The organism is Litorimonas sp. RW-G-Af-16 (genome assembly GCF_048319245.1).
GTDB lineage: Bacteria > Pseudomonadota > Alphaproteobacteria > Caulobacterales > Maricaulaceae > Litorimonas.
On the sequence record NZ_CP166993.1, the window covers coordinates 2,440,154 to 2,456,301 of the forward strand.

Here is a 16,148-nt window from a genome sequence, read left to right on the forward strand (position 1 = left end):
TATGACCGAGCGACGCCTCTGGCAAATAAGTTTCCTCTCGGGCGCAGTGATGCTCGCCTTAGCGGCCTTGGCCATGAGCGCATTTCCAGAAGAGGCGGGGCCATATCCCAAAGGTTTCGGCGATCCGATTTACGCGCTGGAGTTTGCCCGAAGTAAAGCGGACGTGCTGACCGTTTTCGGCGCGCGGCAAGACCATGCAGATTTTATTGCCGCAGTAAAAGCTGGCACGCGCTGGGACTTTGCTTTTATCGTGGCTTTGGCCGTGTTTCTTTGCACGTTTTTCTTGGCGTTGTTTCGGCGCACGGGACAGCAAGTATGGTTGTGTTTCGCCGTGCTAGGTGTCGTGACGGCTTTTGCGGATGCAATGGAAAATGTCATAATTCTAGGACTGCTTCCCCGCCTCGACATCATGCCGAAGCTGAGCGTTTTGGCGGTACCCGTCACACTTAAATTCGTCGGCATTGCAGTCACGATTATAGGCGCAGGAATTTATCTAATTCTACAGAAACGCCCGATCCGCCGGTTTGAAGGCATCGCCGCTTTGCTATCTGGCGCGGGAATATTGATGGCTTTAAGCCAACCTCAAACGCTGGGTTGGACCTTATCGCCGCTGATCACGATTGGCTGGCTGGCAATGCTAGCCTTTACTGTGACCCAAGGTTTTAAGCCGATTAAGCTTTGAGGAAATAGGCATAGGCGATGTTATCGCTCTCGCACGTCATCGGGTATCCGGTTTTCGCGAGGCTCTCTTCCAACTGCGCCAGATCGCCCTTTGGGATTTGAAATCCACATAAAACATTTCCCGTGGAATGACCGTGATTACGGTAATGGAATAGCGAGATATTCCAGCGCGCGTCTAAATTGACCAAGAAGTCTGTCAGCGCTCCCGGACGTTCCGGAAACTCGAACCGATAGAGAACTTCGTCAATATCCTTGCTCGCGCGCCCGCCGACCATGTGTCGCAAATGGCGCTTTGCCAGACGGTCATCAGATAGGTCGACAACCGAGATATTCTGTTCTGCCATAGACGCGATAATGTCTCCGCGTTCGGCCGATTGTCGAATTTTCACACCGACCAAAACATGCGCGTCATCATCGTTTTCGGCAAAGCGATAATTAAATTCTGTCACCGCGCGTTGCCCCAAAGCTCTCACGAAATTCAGAAACGCGCCTGCTTGTTCAGGGATCGTCGCGGCAAACATCATCTCTTCGCCCGCCCCCAATTCGGCGCGTTCTACGATATGGCCGATGCGGTCAAAATTGACATTCGCGCCAGAGATTGTGACGACGCAATCTCCGTCGGGAGCCGTGCCCTCGCGCACTTGCTTGATCAACCCAGCCAGCGCCAATGCCCCAGCAGGTTCGACAACGGTTCGGGTCGCCTCAAACACGTCTTTGACCGCCGCGCAGATTTCGTCATTGGTAACCGTGACACATTCATCGACGACAGATTTCGCGATCTCCAAAGTATTCGTCCCGACCAAACGCACCGCAACCCCGTCCGCAAAGCCGTCCACATGGTTGAGCGGGATTGGCTTTCCTGCCTCCAGCGATGTCTTTAGCGTCGTTGCGCCGATCGGCTCCACCGCGATAATTTTCGTGCTGGGGGAGACAGCCTTGACCCATGTGCCGACGCCCGAAACCAAGCCGCCGCCACCTGTGCAAACATAGATCGCGGCAGGCGTGCGCGGCATCTGCTCAAGGATTTCTTTGCCCACCGTGCCTTGGCCCGCAATCACATCTAATTCATCGAATGGGTGGATGAAGACCGCGCCGCTTTCCTTCGCAAATTCAATCGCTGCCGCACAAGCGTCGTCATAGCTATCGCCGACGAGCCGTGTCTCTGCGCCAGCCGCGGCCACCGCATTGACTTTTATCATCGGCGTCGTGACGGGCATAAAGATCACGGCTTTGGTGTTATAATAGGCCGCCGCTGCCGCCATGCCCTGCGCGTGATTGCCTGCGCTGGCCGCACAGACACCAGCCGCACGCTCCGCATCGGTCAGGCTCGAAATCCGATTGGCCGCCCCGCGGATTTTAAAGCTAAACACATCTTGCAGATCTTCGCGTTTCAGCCAGATATTACGCCCATATTCTTGGGACAGTTTCGGCGCGAGTTGACACGGCGTTCGCTTGGCGAGCGCATAAACATCCGCCGCAGCGATCCGCGCCTTTAGCTCGTTAAGATTGATGGTCATTTTGGCTCACATACTCCGCGATCCATTCGCCGACCTGTTGTGTCGACAGCTTGCCGCCCAAATCACCAGTCGTCTGATCACCCTCCAGTGCCGCTTCGACCGCCGTTTCAACCGCGGAAGCCTCAGCGTTTAAGCCAAATGACAGGCGCAACATCCACGCGGCAGATAGGATCATCGCTAATGGGTTGGCTTTGCCTTGGCCTGCAATGTCGGGGGCGCTGCCGTGGATGGGTTCATACATGCCGAGCCGTCCGTCCGAAAGCGACGCGCTGGGAATAACACCCATGGACCCTGCCAAGACAGAGGCTTCGTCAGTCAAAATATCGCCAAACATGTTTTCTGTCAGGACAACATCAAAGTCCTGCGCCCGTGTTAGCATGTGCATGGTCATCGCATCGACAAGCAGGTGCTCTAACGCGACTTCGGGATAGTTCGCCGCCACGCGGATAACAACTTCACGCCATAAGCGAGAGGTTTCTAGCACGTTTGATTTATCAACAGAGGTCACTTTCTTGCGCCGCGTCATGGCTAGCTCGAACGCTTTGATTGCGATGCGCTCAACCTCCATGTCGGAATAGCGGCAGACGTCAAAGGCGCCTTGCGCGTCACGGCCTTTATCGCCGAAATAAATCCCGCCCGTCAGTTCGCGCATAACGACAAAATCCGTGCCTTCCAAACGCTCCCGCTTCAATGGCGCCTTATCGATCAATGCGGGATAGGGCTTACACGGACGGATATTGGCGTAGAGATTCAAGCGTTTGCGCAGCGGTAAAAGCGAACCAAGCTCAGGGCGATCTTCGCCTTTCAGGTGATCCCATTTCGGCCCGCCCACCGCGCCGAGCAATATAGCGCCCGTGCACTCGCAACTGTCGTAAGTGTCGTCTGGCAGAGGCTTTTCGCCCGCATCAATCGCCGCGCCGCCGACTAAACCAAATTCAGGTTCTAGTGTATGGCCGAACCGAATGGCCATCGCATTGAGGACAGTCATTGCCGCTTCGCCGACTTCGGGCCCGATGCCGTCGCCGGGTAGATATGCAAAATTGATGTTTGCCATAATAAATTATCTCGAAGTTTCGAACGCAGCAATCGCGTCGTCTTGTGCGCAAAGATAGCCCATCTCGTCCACACCTTCCATCAGGCAGTGGCGAGAGAAGGCGTCGATCTCAAACTTATATGTCCCGCCATTTTTAGGCAGGCGCACCTCGCAACTTTCCAAATCTACCGTCACCTCTTCGCCTGGATGATCGAGCAACCATTGATGCGCTTGGGGATCAATCAGGATCGGCAGCAATCCGTTTTTCAAAGAGTTATTGCGAAAGATGTCAGCGATCTCGGAACTGATCACAACGCGGATACCGTAATCGGTCAGCGCCCATGGCGCATGTTCGCGCGAGGAACCGCACCCGAAATTATGTCCGCCCACCAAAATCTGACACGCTTTCGCAGCATCGGAATTCAAATAATGATCCGTTTCCGATCCGTCTTTATTATAACGCCAATCATGAAATAGATGCTCGCCCAGACCCGCTTTTGTTGTCATGGTCAAAAACCGCGCGGGCATGATTTGGTCTGTGTCGATATTGGACGCAGGCAAAACCAGCGTTTTCGACGTCACTGTTTTTAGGGGTTCAAAGCTCATGCTGCGGCTCCGATTGTGCGGGGGTCCGTCACGACACCTGCAATCGCTGTCGCGGCCGCTGTTTCAGGGGAGGCGAGAATGGTGCGCACGCCTGGCCCTTGACGGCCGGCGAAATTCCGGTTGGAGGTCGAGACAATTAATTCGCCTGGCCGGCCAATATCACCGTTCATGCCCAGGCACATGGAACACCCTGGCTCCCGCCATTCGGCCCCTGCTGCAATAAAAATTTTGTCTAAGCCCTCGGCTTCGGCCTGTTGTTTAATTAATTCGGATCCCGGCACGACGATCGCGATCAGGTTGTCCACGACCTTCCGCCCGCGCATCACATTGGCCGCCGCGCGAAGGTCTTCCATCCTTGAATTGGTGCAAGATCCGATGAAGACGCGGTCAACCGCCGTGCCTGTGATTTTCACGCCGCTCGTCAGCTGCATATAATCTAGCGCGTTTTCGTCGGCTTTGTCAGTCGCTGCAGGGATGAGTGCGTCAATCGGCATGCCCATGCCAGGATGCGTGCCGTAGGTCACCATGGGGCGAATATCTTCGGCGCGGATATGGACTTCTTTATCAAATACGGCGCCATCGTCCGTTGCGAGTGCAGCCCAATCTTCGCAAGCCGCTTCGTAATCTTCGGGCACAAATTTGCGCCCTGCGAGATAATCAAATGTCGTTTGATCCGGCGCAATCATGCCGCAGCGCGCGCCCGCTTCAATGCTCATATTACAAACAGTCATCCGACCATCCATGCTCATATCTTCGAACACATTCCCGCGATATTCCAGCGCGTAGCCCGTGCCGCCGCCGACACCGATTTCGGCGATGATCGCGAGGATCACGTCTTTGGGCGTCACGCCGTCTTGCAACTCTCCATTCACATGGATTGCCATCGTCTTGGGTCGCCGCATTAGGATGCATTGATTGGCCAGCACATGCCCGACCTGTGTGGTGCCGATACCAAAGGCAATCGCGCCAAATGCGCCGTGCGTGGAGGTATGGCTATCGCCGCAGACTATGGTCATGCCTGGCTGTGTCGCGCCCAGTTCTGGCCCCATGACGTGAACGATGCCGCGATTGGCACTGTCCCAGCCATGCGTTTCGATCCCGTGTTCTGCGGTATTGGCGAGCAGTAATTCGACCTGCTTGCCCGCCTGCTCGGTCACATAAGGACGTGACCCATCGGAATTAATTAAGGTCGGCGTGGAATGATCAATCGTCGCGAGCGTGCGGTCGGGACGCCGCACTTTCAGCCCCCGCTCGCGCAAGACTGTAAACGCCTGCGGGCTCGTCACTTCGTGGATCAAGTGCAGATCAATATAAAACGTCGCAGGATGCGCGTCTGTCTCCGCCACCACCACATGACGGTCCCAGACTTTATCGAATAAGGTTTTAGGCATGACGACCCCTAATGCTGCGCGGCAATAGACGCTTGGCGGACGGCGCGGCGTTCGATGCGGTTGATCACGTCGAGATAGGCTTTCGCCCCCGCCAGCACAGTGTCCGTGCTTGCGCCTCGCCCGTGATAGCTCTCAAATTCTGTCGAGACTAACACAGCCGCTTCGGCCATGGCGTCTTTTCCCTCAGATACAGATTGCACGGTGAAACTTTCGAGATGCAGCGGGTGGCCCGTAATGTCAGAAATCGCAAGGAAGACCGCGTTAACGGGGCCAGCGGCTTCGGACACGGCCTGCTTCACATCGCCCGTTTCGTGCGATAATTTAACAGTCGCTTGCGGCGTGCGTTTGTCGTCTGATCCGGCCGAGACGTAGAGGCTCTCAATCGCCCACGGCCCCTGCGTGCCAACAGCTTCGCCCAAAATCAGCGCTTCTAAATCGGCGTCGAAAACTTCCTTCTTGGCATCTGCGAGTTCTTTGAACGCGACGAAAACCGACTGTAGCTGATTGTCTGACATCTCAAAACCCAATTTGCTCGCACGACTTTTCAACGCAGCACGACCCGAATGTTTGCCCAGCACGAGGTTATCTGTCGACACGCCGACATGCTCTGGCTTCATGATTTCATAGGTTTCGCGATTGGCCAGCACGCCGTGTTGGTGGATGCCTGATTCATGCGCAAAGGCATTTTTGCCGACGATCGCTTTATTGCGTGGCACGGGATTACCCGTCAGCGTGGCGAGCAATTTAGACGCGCCGTAAATGCCCTCGGTTTTGATATTGGTCGAGAGGTTATAGAAATCTTTGCGCGTGTTTAGCGCCATGACGACTTCTTCTGTCGCGCAATTCCCCGCGCGTTCGCCAATGCCGTTGAGCGCACATTCGACTTGCCGCGCCCCGCCGCGCACCGCCGCCAAAGAGTTCGCGACTGCGAGGCCGAGGTCGTCGTGGCAATGGGCGGAAAAGATCACCTGATCTGCGCCTTCGACTTGTGTGGTTAAAAACTCGAACAAGTCCTGAATTTCCTCGGGTGTGGTGTAGCCGACTGTATCGGGAATATTGATCGTCGTCGCACCTGCCTCGATTGCGGCTTCGCAAACCCGCTTGAGGTAATCGCGCTCTGTGCGGATCGCGTCTTCACAAGAAAACTCGACATCGTCTGTGTATTCCCGCGCCAGCTCGACGCCCGCCACGGCGCGGCGCACGATCTCGTCCTTCGACATTTTCAGCTTATATTCGCGGTGCAGCGGAGACGTCGCGATGAAGGTGTGGATGCGGCCGTGTTTTGCGGGCTTGATTGCTTCGCCAGAGGCGCGAATGTCGCCCTCATTACAGCGCGCGAGGGAGCAGATCGTGCTGCCTGTGATGGCCTCGGCAATCGTCTGAATCGCCTCGAAATCTCCAGGGGAGGCAGCGGCAAAGCCTGCCTCAATCACGTCCACGCCCAGCGCTTCGAGGGAATGTGCCATGCGGAGCTTCTGCTCGCTGCTCATAGAAAATCCAGGCGCTTGCTCGCCGTCGCGCAGGGTGGTGTCGAATATTTTTACTATGTTAGTCATCTTGGTCTCTCATTTCGGGTTGCGGTGAAATGAGGGGGACGCCGCTAGGCGCGCTCCGCTCTTTTACGTCGTCCCACACGCTCGGCGGAGACGACGTTGTAAAGTCGTTCGAGTTGCAGGCACAGCGTATCCAGATCGTTCGGCCCGCCTGTATCTTCGACATGGACGAGCAGATCAAAATCACCGTCCACGCGCTGCGTACAATGCACATCTCGGTAATCATAGCCGCGCCGCTCAATCGTGCCAAGCGCCCGGATCAGCGTACCAGAGACATCGTGCAGCACGATCTTGAGCTTGCCCTGAACGCCGCTGGGCTCGAAAGTTTTATCACGTTGTAATTCAGTCATGAGAGCTTCCAATTTCGTTGTCAGCATTGCTGCGGGCTTCGACAAGAATGGCCAAAGCGCGGCTCACCAAGCCGAAGAATAAAAATGTTAAGCCGTATAAAGCGCCACTTAAGACAGAAATAAATTTTCCAAGTCGTTCTGCTGCGACTTTCATTTGATCGCCATCGGATGGCACATCTAGTGTGACCGCCATAACAATTCCGCCAATGACGCAAATAAGTGCGAGTGCAAAGAATAGGAAGGCAAAGAGTTTTAAACCTTTAATGGTATGTTTGTTTTTCACTTTACCGCTCCATCATATCGGCGTTGGAGCGTCCCGGCGGGACGAGGGGCCAGACATTTTCGTTCGGATCGATTTTGACGTGCATTAATACGGGGCCGTCGGTGGAGAGCAGGCGGTCAATGCCCGCATCGACTTCGTCGACTGTGTTGACGGTGAAGGCGTCGATCTGGAAAGCTTTGGCGACAAGGGCGAAGTCGGGATTATCGTCCAAATTCGTCTCGGAATAATTCTTGTCAAAGAAGACTTCCTGCCATTGCCGCACCATGCCGAGCGCGGAGTTGTCCAGCAGCACGATTTTCAGCGGAATACCGTAGCGGAACAGCGTCGCTAGCTCTTGAATATTCATCATGATCGAGCCGTCGCCTGACACTGTAATCACGGTCCGTTCTGGCGCACCGAGCTTCGCGCCTAATCCTGCGGGTAGGCCGAAGCCCATCGTGCCGAGACCGCCTGATGTGATGTGATCTTTCGGCTCGTCGAAATAACAATGTTGCGCGACCCACATTTGGTGCTGCCCCACATCACAGGTGAAAATAGCACTATCGTCTGCGCGGCGGGACAAGTCATGCAGCAGCTTTGGCGCGTAAACGCCGGGGGCCGCTTTGGCTTGCGCCGCATCGTAATCCCACTCATGTTCCGTGCGCCGATCATAGCAAAGTGTCAGCCACTCATCGATCCCGCTGGCCGCCTTGCCGTCAAACGGATCAAGCGCGGCGAGGTTCTTCTTGAGGCTCCCATCCAGCCCGACATTCACACGGCGAAGCTTGTTGATCTCCGCAATGTCGATGTCCATGTGGATGACTTTCGCACCGGGCGCAAATGTGTCGAGCTTGCCCGTCGCGCGGTCATCAAAGCGCGCGCCCGCCACGATCAGCAAGTCACATTCCTGCACCGCCATATTCGCCGCGCGCAGCCCGTGCATGCCAAGCATGCCTAGATATTGCGGATGGTCGGAGGGCAGAGAGCCGAGGCCTTTGAGTGTTGACACCACTGGAATTTTTGTTGTCTCAACAAGCTTGCGTAATTCCGTCACGCCGTCGCCCTGGGCGATCCCGCCGCCAATATAAAAGAGCGGTTTCTTGGCTTCGCGAATTAATTGTTCAGCCGCCTTGATCTCGCTGCTCTGTCCCATTTCAGGTTTGACTTTGGGATAAGGCCGCCAGCGGTGACGCTCTGTCGTGACGGCATTGGCCACGTCTTTGGGCAAGTCGATCAACACGGGGCCGGGGCGACCTTCGGCAGCGATGAAATAGGCTTCGGCCACCATGCCAGGAATGTCAGCGGGGTCGCGCGCGATATAGCTATGTTTGACGATAGGCAGCGTGATGCCGAAAATATCAACTTCTTGAAAGGCGTCCGTGCCCATCAAATCGGACGTCACCTGACCCGTCACAAATACAACGGGAACAGAGTCCAAATAAGCGTCCGCAATCGCGGTGACCAAGTTCGTTGCGCCAGGGCCAGAGGTTGCAAAGGCCGTGCCGACCCGACCCGTTGCGCGGGCATAGCCAATCGCCGCCATGCCGCAGCCTTGCTCGTGCCGACACAAGATATGACGTAATTGCGGAACACTCGGCAGGACGTCATAGACAGGCATAATCGCGCCGCCCGGATAGCCAAAGATCATGTCCACACCCTGCGCCGCAATCGATTCAAGCAAAAGCAGCGAGCCAGATTTCGGCGCACGGTTTTCCATGACTTCGGTTTGCTGACGCTCAAATTGTTTGGCTGTGGTCATAATTTTTTCTTATCTTTTACTAGTGCGCATTTCCCCTGAGGGGAAATTGCAATGACTAATTCTTATCCTTATCGACGATTTTATTCGCAGCGATCCACGGCATCATGTCGCGGAGTTTGCCGCCGACTTGCTCGATCTCGTGCGCGGCCATATTACGACGACGCGCGGTCATGGATGGGTAGCCAAGTGCGCCCTCTTGGATGAAGGATTTCGCGTAGTCACCGTTTTGGATGTTCTTCAGCGCTTGACGCATGGCTTCGCGTGAGCTGTCATTCACGACCGCTTCGCCCGTGACGTATTCGCCGTATTCCGCATTGTTGGAAATCGAGTAATTCATGTTGGCAATGCCGCCTTCATAGATTAAATCAACGATCAGCTTGGTTTCGTGCAGACATTCGAAATAAGCCAGCTCTGGGGGATAGCCCGCTTCCGTCAATGTCTCGAAACCCATTTTAATTAATTCGACAACGCCGCCGCAGAGGACCGCTTGTTCCCCGAACAAATCTGTTTCGGTCTCGTCTTTGAATGTTGTGTGGATGATCGCTGTGCGCCCGCCGCCAATCGCCGACGCGTAGGATTTGGCAAGCTCTAGCGCGAAGCCATTATTGGCGTCTTGCGCAATCGCGATCAGGTCAGGAATCCCGCGACCATTTTCAAATTCATTGCGAACCGTGTGGCCCGGGGCTTTCGGTGCAATCATAATGACGTCCAGATCACGACGCGGGTCGACTTGTCCGTAATGGATCGCAAAGCCGTGACCAAAAGCCAGGGCTGCGCCGTCTTTGATGTTCGGCTCGATATCTTCGCGGTAGATCTTAGCTTGCAACTCATCAGGTGTTAGAACCATGACAACATCTGCGCCTTTGACGGCGTCCGCTGTGGCTTTGGACTCGAGGCCGTCCGCTTTGACTTTCTTATTGGTCGAGCTGTCAGGACGCAGGCCGACAACAACGTCGACGCCGCTATCTTTCAGGTTCAACGCATGGGCGCGACCTTGCGAGCCATAGCCCAAAATGGCGACTTTCTTTTTCTTGATGATCGAGAGATCGCAATCTTTGTCGTAATAGATATCGAGAGATGACATGGGAGTAAGTCCTGTGGTGGTTTAATCGTTAAAAGGAAAAGAGGTAACCGCGCCCTTGGAGGCACTGCCGACGAGTTTGGCAAATTTGGCGTAGGCGCCGCTGGGATATTTTGGCTTGGGCGGTGTCCAGCCTTTCGCGCGGGCTGTGAGATCGGCATCGACATTGATCGTGCGGGCCTCCACATCAATCGTGACTGTGTCGCCGTCTTGGACAAAGGCGATTGGCCCGCCATGTGCCGCTTCGGGGGCGACGTGTCCGATGACAAAACCGTAGCTCGCGCCAGAGAACCGCCCGTCCGTGATGAGGGCGACATGATCGGCGAGGTCTTGTCCGACGAGCGCGGCTGTCACGCCCAACATCTCGCGCATGCCTGGCCCGCCAGCGGGGCCTTCATTCCGTATGATGATAACGTCGCCTTTTTTAATGCCGTTATTTTGCATGACCTCAAAGCAAGCTTCCTCAGATTCGAACACGCGGGCTGTGCCCTCAAAGAATAACGCGCCATGTCCCGCGAGTTTCACGACGCAGCCTTCGGGGGCCATGTCGCCGTAGAGTATGCCGTAGCCGCCGCGCGATTTCACAGGGTTGGCGAATTCCAACACAACGTCTTGGCCATCCGTTTCTTTGGCGTCCATAATCTCTTCAAACAGAGTGCGGCCTGTGACCGTGGGCTGGTCTTCGATGCGACCATCCTCGATCAATCGCTTGCCGATCAGGCCAGACCCGCCCGCAGCATACAGGTCATAGGCCATATATTTCCCGCCGGGTTTCAGGTCGCCAATGACGGGCGTTGTGCGGGAGACGTGATCAAAGGCGTCAATGTCAAAGCCTTCAACTTCGGCCTCTGTCGCGATCGCGAGCAAATGGAGAATAGCGTTGGTGGAGGCGGCCGTGGCTGACAAAGCAATCGCGGCGTTCATCAACGAGGCTTTGGTGATCATCGTGCGCGGCAAGCGATTTTGCTTCACGCAATCCACCACGATCTGCCCCGCACGGTAAGCGCTCTTATTCTTGTCTTCATGCACGGCAGGGACGTCATTGACGCCCATAGGTGAGAGGCCGAGAAAGGTCATAGCCATCGCCATAGAATTGGCCGTAAATTGCCCGCCACATGCGCCCGCGCCTGGGCAGGCGGCTTTTTCAATGTCTTTTAATTCCTCTTCGTCAATGATGCCTGCTGCGCATGCGCCGACCGCTTCGAAGACGTCTTGGACAGACAGGTCTTTGCCCTTGTGGTGGCCCGGCATGATAGAGCCGCCATAAAGCACAACGCCTGGCACGTTCATCCGCGCGAGCGCCATGCCCGCCGCTGGGATCGTCTTGTCGCAGCCCACCAATATAATGACGCCGTCCAGCGAGTGCCCTTTGACGGCCAGTTCGATCGAGTCGCAAATCACCTCGCGGCTCATCAGGCTGGCGCGCATGCCTTCGCTGCCCATAGTGATGCCGTCTGAGACAGCGATGGAGTTAAAGTCGATCGGCGTCCCGCCCGCGGCGCGAATACCTGCGCGGACTGGAACGGCCAGCTTGTCCAGATCCATGTTACACGGCCCCATATTGGTCCATGTGTTGAAGACCGCGATCATCGGGCTTTCGAAATTCTCGTCATCCATGCCAGAGGCGCGCAACATAGCGCGCGCAGCGGCGCGGCTTGGACCTTTTACGATTGCATCAGAGCGCTTGCTCATGTCGTCTCTCTCTTTACTCATGTGACCTTTCGGTCTCGACCATTTGGTCAATAAAAAACCCGCTCGGGGAGGAGCGGGTCGGTTTAGGTCTACTGCCTAATTCACATCCCGCTCAACGCTCCGCTAAGGAGTACAATAACAACAGATACAAGAAGAAGCAGGACCATAGGTGTCGCGTCCACTGCACGGGCAGCGACTTTCACTTTTGGCTCTGTCTTTTTATATGGGTGCATATAATCCTCGCTTTGAAATCCAATACCGACTCTTGACGCGCGGCTCAAGGGAAAAATTTGCGGCAAATCGAATCTGATTCACTATAAAAGAGGCAAAATATTCCTTAAATTGTCAAATTTGCACAAGTATATTCTTCAAAGCCGCAATCAAATCATCTTCCGCCTCGATTCCAACGGATAGGCGCACAAGATTATCACCAATGCCCGCAATCTCCCGCGCCTCATCCGCCATGCCGCGATGTGTCATGGTGGCAGGGTGGCAAATCAGGCTTTCGACCCCGCCAAGGCTCTCCGCCATCTGAAACACCTCGATATTTTCAAGAAAGACCCTCGCCGCATCGCGCCCACCTTTCAACGTGAAAGACAACATCGCGCCAGGCCCGGATTGCTGCCGCTTCATCAGCTTATGCCCGGGGTCAGATCGCAAGCCGGGATAATAGACAGCCTCAACCGCTTTGTGCTTGTGCAGAAATTTCGCAATCGCTTGCGTGTTGCGCTCCGCAATATCCATCCGCGCAAAGAGTGTGCGCATCCCGCGCAGGGTCAGGTAGCTATCAAACGGTGCGCCCGTGACGCCCGTGCAATTCGCCCACCATGCCAGCTGCTCCGCGTGTTCCGCCGTCTTGGCGACGAGGCAGCCGCCGATGACATCGCTATGCCCGTTGAGATATTTCGTTGTCGAGTGAATGACGAAGTCCGCACCGAGGTCGAGCGGCAGCTGCCGCGCGGGGGACAGAAACGTATTGTCCACGCTGACTTGTGCACCGACTTTTTTCGCGGCTTTGCAGATCGCGGCGATATCGACCAAGCGCATGAGCGGATTGGACGGTGTTTCAATCATAATTAATTTCGGCTGCTGAGCTATAGCGGCGTCGAGCGCTTTTGGGTCATTCTGATCAACAAATATGACGCGCAGACGCCCTTGCTCCGCGCGGTGAGTGAGTAAGCGGTGCGTGCCGCCGTAACAATCATGCGGCGCGATGATCAGGTCGTCAGCCTTGAATAGATTTGTGACCAGATCAATCGCGGCCATGCCCGATGACGTGACAATGCCGCCCGCACCGCCTTCAAGGTCTGCAATCGCAGCCCCCAGCGCGTCGCGGTTTGGGTTGCCCCCGCGTCCGTAATCATACTGGCCCTGCTGATCAAATTGCTCAAAGCGGTAAGTGGACGACAGATATAGCGGCGGGCTGACCGCGCCGAAAGTTTTATCCACCCCGATCTCCGCCTGCACGAGCTTGGTCTGTTTTGATTTATCGGTCATGAGAGGCTTTCACAAAATTCTGCCAGTCTCGGGCCCATGGCATCGTATTCCTTGAGGAACGCATCATGGCCGTAGAGGCTGGTGAAGGTGAATAATTCGCTTGGGCCTTTGAGGCGGTCGCGGAGTTCGCGCATATCGGGCAGGGGGGCGAGTTGGTCGGAAATCGCCGTCATTAATAATGTCGGCGCGGTAATCGCTTCGGGCTCCACACGGTGCAGGTCAATGGATTCCGACAAGGCGATGAACCGCTTGGCGTCCATCTGCTCGGCAAATCGATCACCGCGACTGCCGAGGTAATCGCAAATATCAAACATGGCGGGGTTATGCGATGTTTCTTCCAGCGTGAAGCGGTCGCTAAATTCTTCGGCCGTGCGGTAGGTCGTCATGGCGAGTTCGCGCGCGAGCTTTAGCCCTTCCTTCGGCGTGCCAGCCTCAAGGCCGAGCCGCACGATACGGCGCTGTATTCCGCGCCACGCGACGCCAATCGGATAGGGGCGATGTGCGGCTCCAATCACGCAGAGCTTGGCCACATGGTCTGGGAAAGCTTGCGCAAAGGCCAGCCCACACATGCCGCCATAAGAGCTGCCGATAATGGCCGCGACTTGGTCGATTTTTAGGTGATCGAGCAATGCCTTCAGGCGGTTGGCCTGATCGCGCGTCGTGATTGTTTCAGGGCAAGCCCCGTCGCCGTCATTTGGCGCGAAGTCGAGGCCGATGACTTGAAATGTGTTCGTATCGATCGGCCCGCCCGCATGGACGAGGCGTGACCACCATCCGCGCCCTTGATTGCGTTCCGACGGCTGCTCTGCATCGGCAACAAACCGTGTCGCAGAAATACCGCCCATCACGACGATGATCGGAGCTCCTTCGGGGCCGTAGATCCGCGCTTTCACCGCGTCGCCCATCAAGACACAGCCGCGTTCCAGCGTTGTGTCTCCCAGTGGCAAATCTATATCACGCGGCATAGTCAGTCCTGTCTTAGGGCCAAATCATGCGCACAAAAAAAGAGACGGGCTTTCGCCGATCTCATCTTTCGCCAGCCCAAAAGCTGTCGCAGGATTTAGCACCTGACGCATTTCACGCGTCTGCGTCAATGCGATGGTTGCTCCGACGTCAAAAGGCCTGTCCTTCGGTCGGTCTTGATGAGTGAGGACGATATGCGCCAGCGAGCGGTCTTGGTCAAGACGCAATGGCGTTGCTACATAAAGGCTTGCTACATGGCGTCGAAATATTCGGCGATGATTGTCGCGCTATCGTCTTCTGGCAACTCGATGGGCGCTTGGTAGACGCTGTCCATTTGTGCCTTGGTCAAAACATCAGAGACGATATTATTGGCGCGGGCGGCATCTTCGGGTGTATACCACTCGCCTTTGCCGTTAAACCAAATCCCGTCAATATTGACCAGCGTATCACGGCCCCAAACAGGATGCTCGAAGGTGAAGCTGCCATTGTTATTGGCGGTGATGACGTAATCCTCCACATCGCCGTCAAAATTGACTTGGTCATAGGCATTGCTGCGCCCGATAAAGCGGTCATTGCCTGTTCCGCCGTAAAAATTCGTGCCGTCAGCCTCGGCGCGCATAACGTCATTGCCCGGCGTGCCGTTGAGCACATCATCCGCATCGAGGCGGAAAGTTGGCAGGTCTTGCGTTAGCGCAATCGCGTCCTCAATCGAATACCACGCCTGCTCCCGCATGAACCAGAAGCCGTCAATATCAATCAGCGTATCGCGCCCCCATGTCGGGTGAGAGGCTGTGACAGACCCGTTGGCGTTTTGTGTAAATGTATATTCGATCAACTCGCCGTCATATTCGACTTGGTCATATTCATCGCCGCGCCCGTCAAAGGTGTCATTGCCGCGGTCGCCGTAAAATATGTCTGTGCCATTTGTGCCGACCAGATTATTGTTGCCAGTTGTGCCAGTGATCGTGCCGTTTTCGTCAATAAAGCCACCCGATCCTGCGGTCAGTTGGATCGCGTCATCTATAGAATACCAGCGCGCTTCGCCAGAGAACCAAAAGCCCTCAATGCTCCACAATGTGTCAGTGCCAAAAGTCGGGTGGGTCACAGTGACGGAGCCATTGTCGTTGCGCGTGAACGTATAGTCGCGCAGGCGGCCCGCATAATCGACCTGATCATATTCGCTGTTCAGCCCGCGAAAGACATCATTGCCGTTGCGATTGTTAAATACCGCCATGTAAGCCTCCATTAACCGTGGGGCGTCCCATTATGAGACGCCGTAGCGGTTAAGCTGCAAAGCAGGGGCCAAATGGAGTGAGAGGTGTCCCGCTAGGAGTCGGCAGTGTCCTTCGCCCAGACGATCGCCATGAACAACCCCTTCATGCGCGGCAGGGCGAGCAAGCAAATGCCGATCGCCATCAGGCTGAGCAATCCAATCTGCTGCCAATTCGGCATGGGGCTGTCAAAGATAAAGAAATGATAGATCGGAACGACGATATGCGCCGCCAATGTCATGGATGCCCAAGCGGGGCCAAGCTCGGCGCGGACATGCGCCCAGGGCTGTCCGCAATTCGCGCAATGATCAACAGGCGTCAGGTAAGACTTTAGCAGCCGCCCTTCGCCGCAATTTGGGCATTTGCCGCGCATTCCGCGGAATATCGCTGTCCGTAATTTCATGGCTTCCCCATAACGCAGAGAGGTATAATCGCAAGCCACTTTCTGTCTTAGTCTTTTGCGGTTGATTGATTTGACGCATGAAAAAGCCC

General features: G+C 55.6%; 15 protein-coding genes and 1 riboswitch. Of the genes, 1 reads left to right on the forward strand and 14 read right to left on the reverse strand.

The features are described 5' to 3' along the window. Position 1: 1 nt before the first annotated feature. The gene (locus AB8615_RS11990; protein WP_409432805.1) at positions 2–682 is read left to right on the forward strand and encodes a hypothetical protein; all 681 of its coding nucleotides are present in this window, start codon (positions 2–4) and stop codon (positions 680–682) included. Here the strand turns inward: AB8615_RS11990 and ilvA are convergent. The 14 genes from ilvA to AB8615_RS12060 form a co-directional block, all read right to left on the reverse strand. Continuing rightward, complete coding sequence (gene ilvA / locus AB8615_RS11995; RefSeq protein ID WP_409432806.1) at positions 672–2,198, reverse strand: threonine ammonia-lyase, biosynthetic; 1,527 nt, start codon at positions 2,196–2,198, stop codon at positions 672–674. The genes AB8615_RS11990 and ilvA overlap by 11 nt on opposite strands. After that, positions 2,182–3,252 carry a 3-isopropylmalate dehydrogenase gene (gene leuB, locus AB8615_RS12000; RefSeq protein WP_409432807.1) on the reverse strand — a complete coding sequence of 357 codons (1,071 nt, stop codon included), beginning with the start codon at positions 3,250–3,252 and terminating at the stop codon, positions 2,182–2,184. Before leuB ends, ilvA begins: the two co-directional genes overlap by 17 nt. Before the next feature lie 6 nt (positions 3,253–3,258). Then, complete coding sequence (leuD, locus tag AB8615_RS12005; protein ID WP_409432808.1) at positions 3,259–3,837, reverse strand: 3-isopropylmalate dehydratase small subunit; 579 nt, start codon at positions 3,835–3,837, stop codon at positions 3,259–3,261. Then, entirely contained in the window at positions 3,834–5,228 is a 1,395-nt protein-coding gene (leuC, locus tag AB8615_RS12010; protein ID WP_409432809.1) for a 3-isopropylmalate dehydratase large subunit, read from the reverse strand. Before leuC ends, leuD begins: the two co-directional genes overlap by 4 nt. Positions 5,229–5,236: 8 nt before the next feature. Continuing rightward, on the reverse strand, positions 5,237–6,784 hold the full coding sequence (locus tag AB8615_RS12015; RefSeq protein WP_409432810.1) for a 2-isopropylmalate synthase: 1,548 nt from the start codon (positions 6,782–6,784) through the stop codon (positions 5,237–5,239). Between the two features lie 44 nt (positions 6,785–6,828). Continuing rightward, positions 6,829–7,131, reverse strand: coding sequence for an ACT domain-containing protein (locus tag AB8615_RS12020; RefSeq protein WP_409432811.1), 303 nt, complete (start codon positions 7,129–7,131; stop codon positions 6,829–6,831). Further along, complete coding sequence (locus tag AB8615_RS12025; protein WP_418152439.1) at positions 7,124–7,414, reverse strand: hypothetical protein; 291 nt, start codon at positions 7,412–7,414, stop codon at positions 7,124–7,126. Before AB8615_RS12025 ends, AB8615_RS12020 begins: the two co-directional genes overlap by 8 nt. A gap of 1 nt (position 7,415) precedes the next feature. Then, complete coding sequence (ilvG, locus tag AB8615_RS12030) at positions 7,416–9,152, reverse strand: acetolactate synthase 2 catalytic subunit (protein WP_409432813.1); 1,737 nt, start codon at positions 9,150–9,152, stop codon at positions 7,416–7,418. A 55-nt stretch (positions 9,153–9,207) separates the two neighbouring features. After that, complete coding sequence (gene ilvC, locus AB8615_RS12035) at positions 9,208–10,236, reverse strand: ketol-acid reductoisomerase (RefSeq protein ID WP_409432814.1); 1,029 nt, start codon at positions 10,234–10,236, stop codon at positions 9,208–9,210. A gap of 21 nt (positions 10,237–10,257) precedes the next feature. Beyond that, positions 10,258–11,925 carry a dihydroxy-acid dehydratase gene (locus AB8615_RS12040; RefSeq protein WP_418152440.1) on the reverse strand — a complete coding sequence of 556 codons (1,668 nt, stop codon included), beginning with the start codon at positions 11,923–11,925 and terminating at the stop codon, positions 10,258–10,260. A gap of 345 nt (positions 11,926–12,270) precedes the next feature. Next, on the reverse strand, positions 12,271–13,422 hold the full coding sequence (metB, locus tag AB8615_RS12045; RefSeq protein WP_409432816.1) for a cystathionine gamma-synthase: 1,152 nt from the start codon (positions 13,420–13,422) through the stop codon (positions 12,271–12,273). Next, positions 13,419–14,387: a homoserine O-succinyltransferase MetX gene (gene metX / locus AB8615_RS12050; RefSeq protein WP_409432817.1), complete on the reverse strand. Its 969-nt coding sequence runs from the start codon at positions 14,385–14,387 to the stop codon at positions 13,419–13,421. Before metX ends, metB begins: the two co-directional genes overlap by 4 nt. Before the next feature lie 58 nt (positions 14,388–14,445). Then, positions 14,446–14,571, reverse strand: a riboswitch (SAM riboswitch). 64 nt (positions 14,572–14,635) lie between these two features. After that, positions 14,636–15,619: a hypothetical protein gene (locus AB8615_RS12055; protein ID WP_409432818.1), complete on the reverse strand. Its 984-nt coding sequence runs from the start codon at positions 15,617–15,619 to the stop codon at positions 14,636–14,638. A 92-nt stretch (positions 15,620–15,711) separates the two neighbouring features. Next, complete coding sequence (locus AB8615_RS12060; RefSeq protein ID WP_409432819.1) at positions 15,712–16,059, reverse strand: DUF983 domain-containing protein; 348 nt, start codon at positions 16,057–16,059, stop codon at positions 15,712–15,714. Positions 16,060–16,148 lie beyond the last annotated feature (89 nt).

What these genes read in the sequence shown, in the direction of transcription:
- AB8615_RS11990 (WP_409432805.1), top strand. Translation starts at nt 2, where the DNA reads ATGACCGAGCGACGCCTCTGGCAAATAAGTTTCCTCTCGGGCGCAGTG.
- ilvA (WP_409432806.1), bottom strand. Translation starts at nt 2,198, where the DNA reads ATGACCATCAATCTTAACGAGCTAAAGGCGCGGATCGCTGCGGCGGAT.
- leuB (WP_409432807.1), bottom strand. Translation starts at nt 3,252, where the DNA reads ATGGCAAACATCAATTTTGCATATCTACCCGGCGACGGCATCGGGCCC.
- leuD (WP_409432808.1), bottom strand. Translation starts at nt 3,837, where the DNA reads ATGAGCTTTGAACCCCTAAAAACAGTGACGTCGAAAACGCTGGTTTTG.
- leuC (WP_409432809.1), bottom strand. Translation starts at nt 5,228, where the DNA reads ATGCCTAAAACCTTATTCGATAAAGTCTGGGACCGTCATGTGGTGGTG.
- AB8615_RS12015 (WP_409432810.1), bottom strand. Translation starts at nt 6,784, where the DNA reads ATGACTAACATAGTAAAAATATTCGACACCACCCTGCGCGACGGCGAG.
- AB8615_RS12020 (WP_409432811.1), bottom strand. Translation starts at nt 7,131, where the DNA reads ATGACTGAATTACAACGTGATAAAACTTTCGAGCCCAGCGGCGTTCAG.
- ilvG (WP_409432813.1), bottom strand. Translation starts at nt 9,152, where the DNA reads ATGACCACAGCCAAACAATTTGAGCGTCAGCAAACCGAAGTCATGGAA.
- ilvC (WP_409432814.1), bottom strand. Translation starts at nt 10,236, where the DNA reads ATGTCATCTCTCGATATCTATTACGACAAAGATTGCGATCTCTCGATC.
- AB8615_RS12040 (WP_418152440.1), bottom strand. Translation starts at nt 11,925, where the DNA reads ATGAGCAAGCGCTCTGATGCAATCGTAAAAGGTCCAAGCCGCGCCGCT.
- metB (WP_409432816.1), bottom strand. Translation starts at nt 13,422, where the DNA reads ATGACCGATAAATCAAAACAGACCAAGCTCGTGCAGGCGGAGATCGGG.
- metX (WP_409432817.1), bottom strand. Translation starts at nt 14,387, where the DNA reads ATGCCGCGTGATATAGATTTGCCACTGGGAGACACAACGCTGGAACGC.
- AB8615_RS12055 (WP_409432818.1), bottom strand. Translation starts at nt 15,619, where the DNA reads ATGGCGGTATTTAACAATCGCAACGGCAATGATGTCTTTCGCGGGCTG.
- AB8615_RS12060 (WP_409432819.1), bottom strand. Translation starts at nt 16,059, where the DNA reads ATGAAATTACGGACAGCGATATTCCGCGGAATGCGCGGCAAATGCCCA.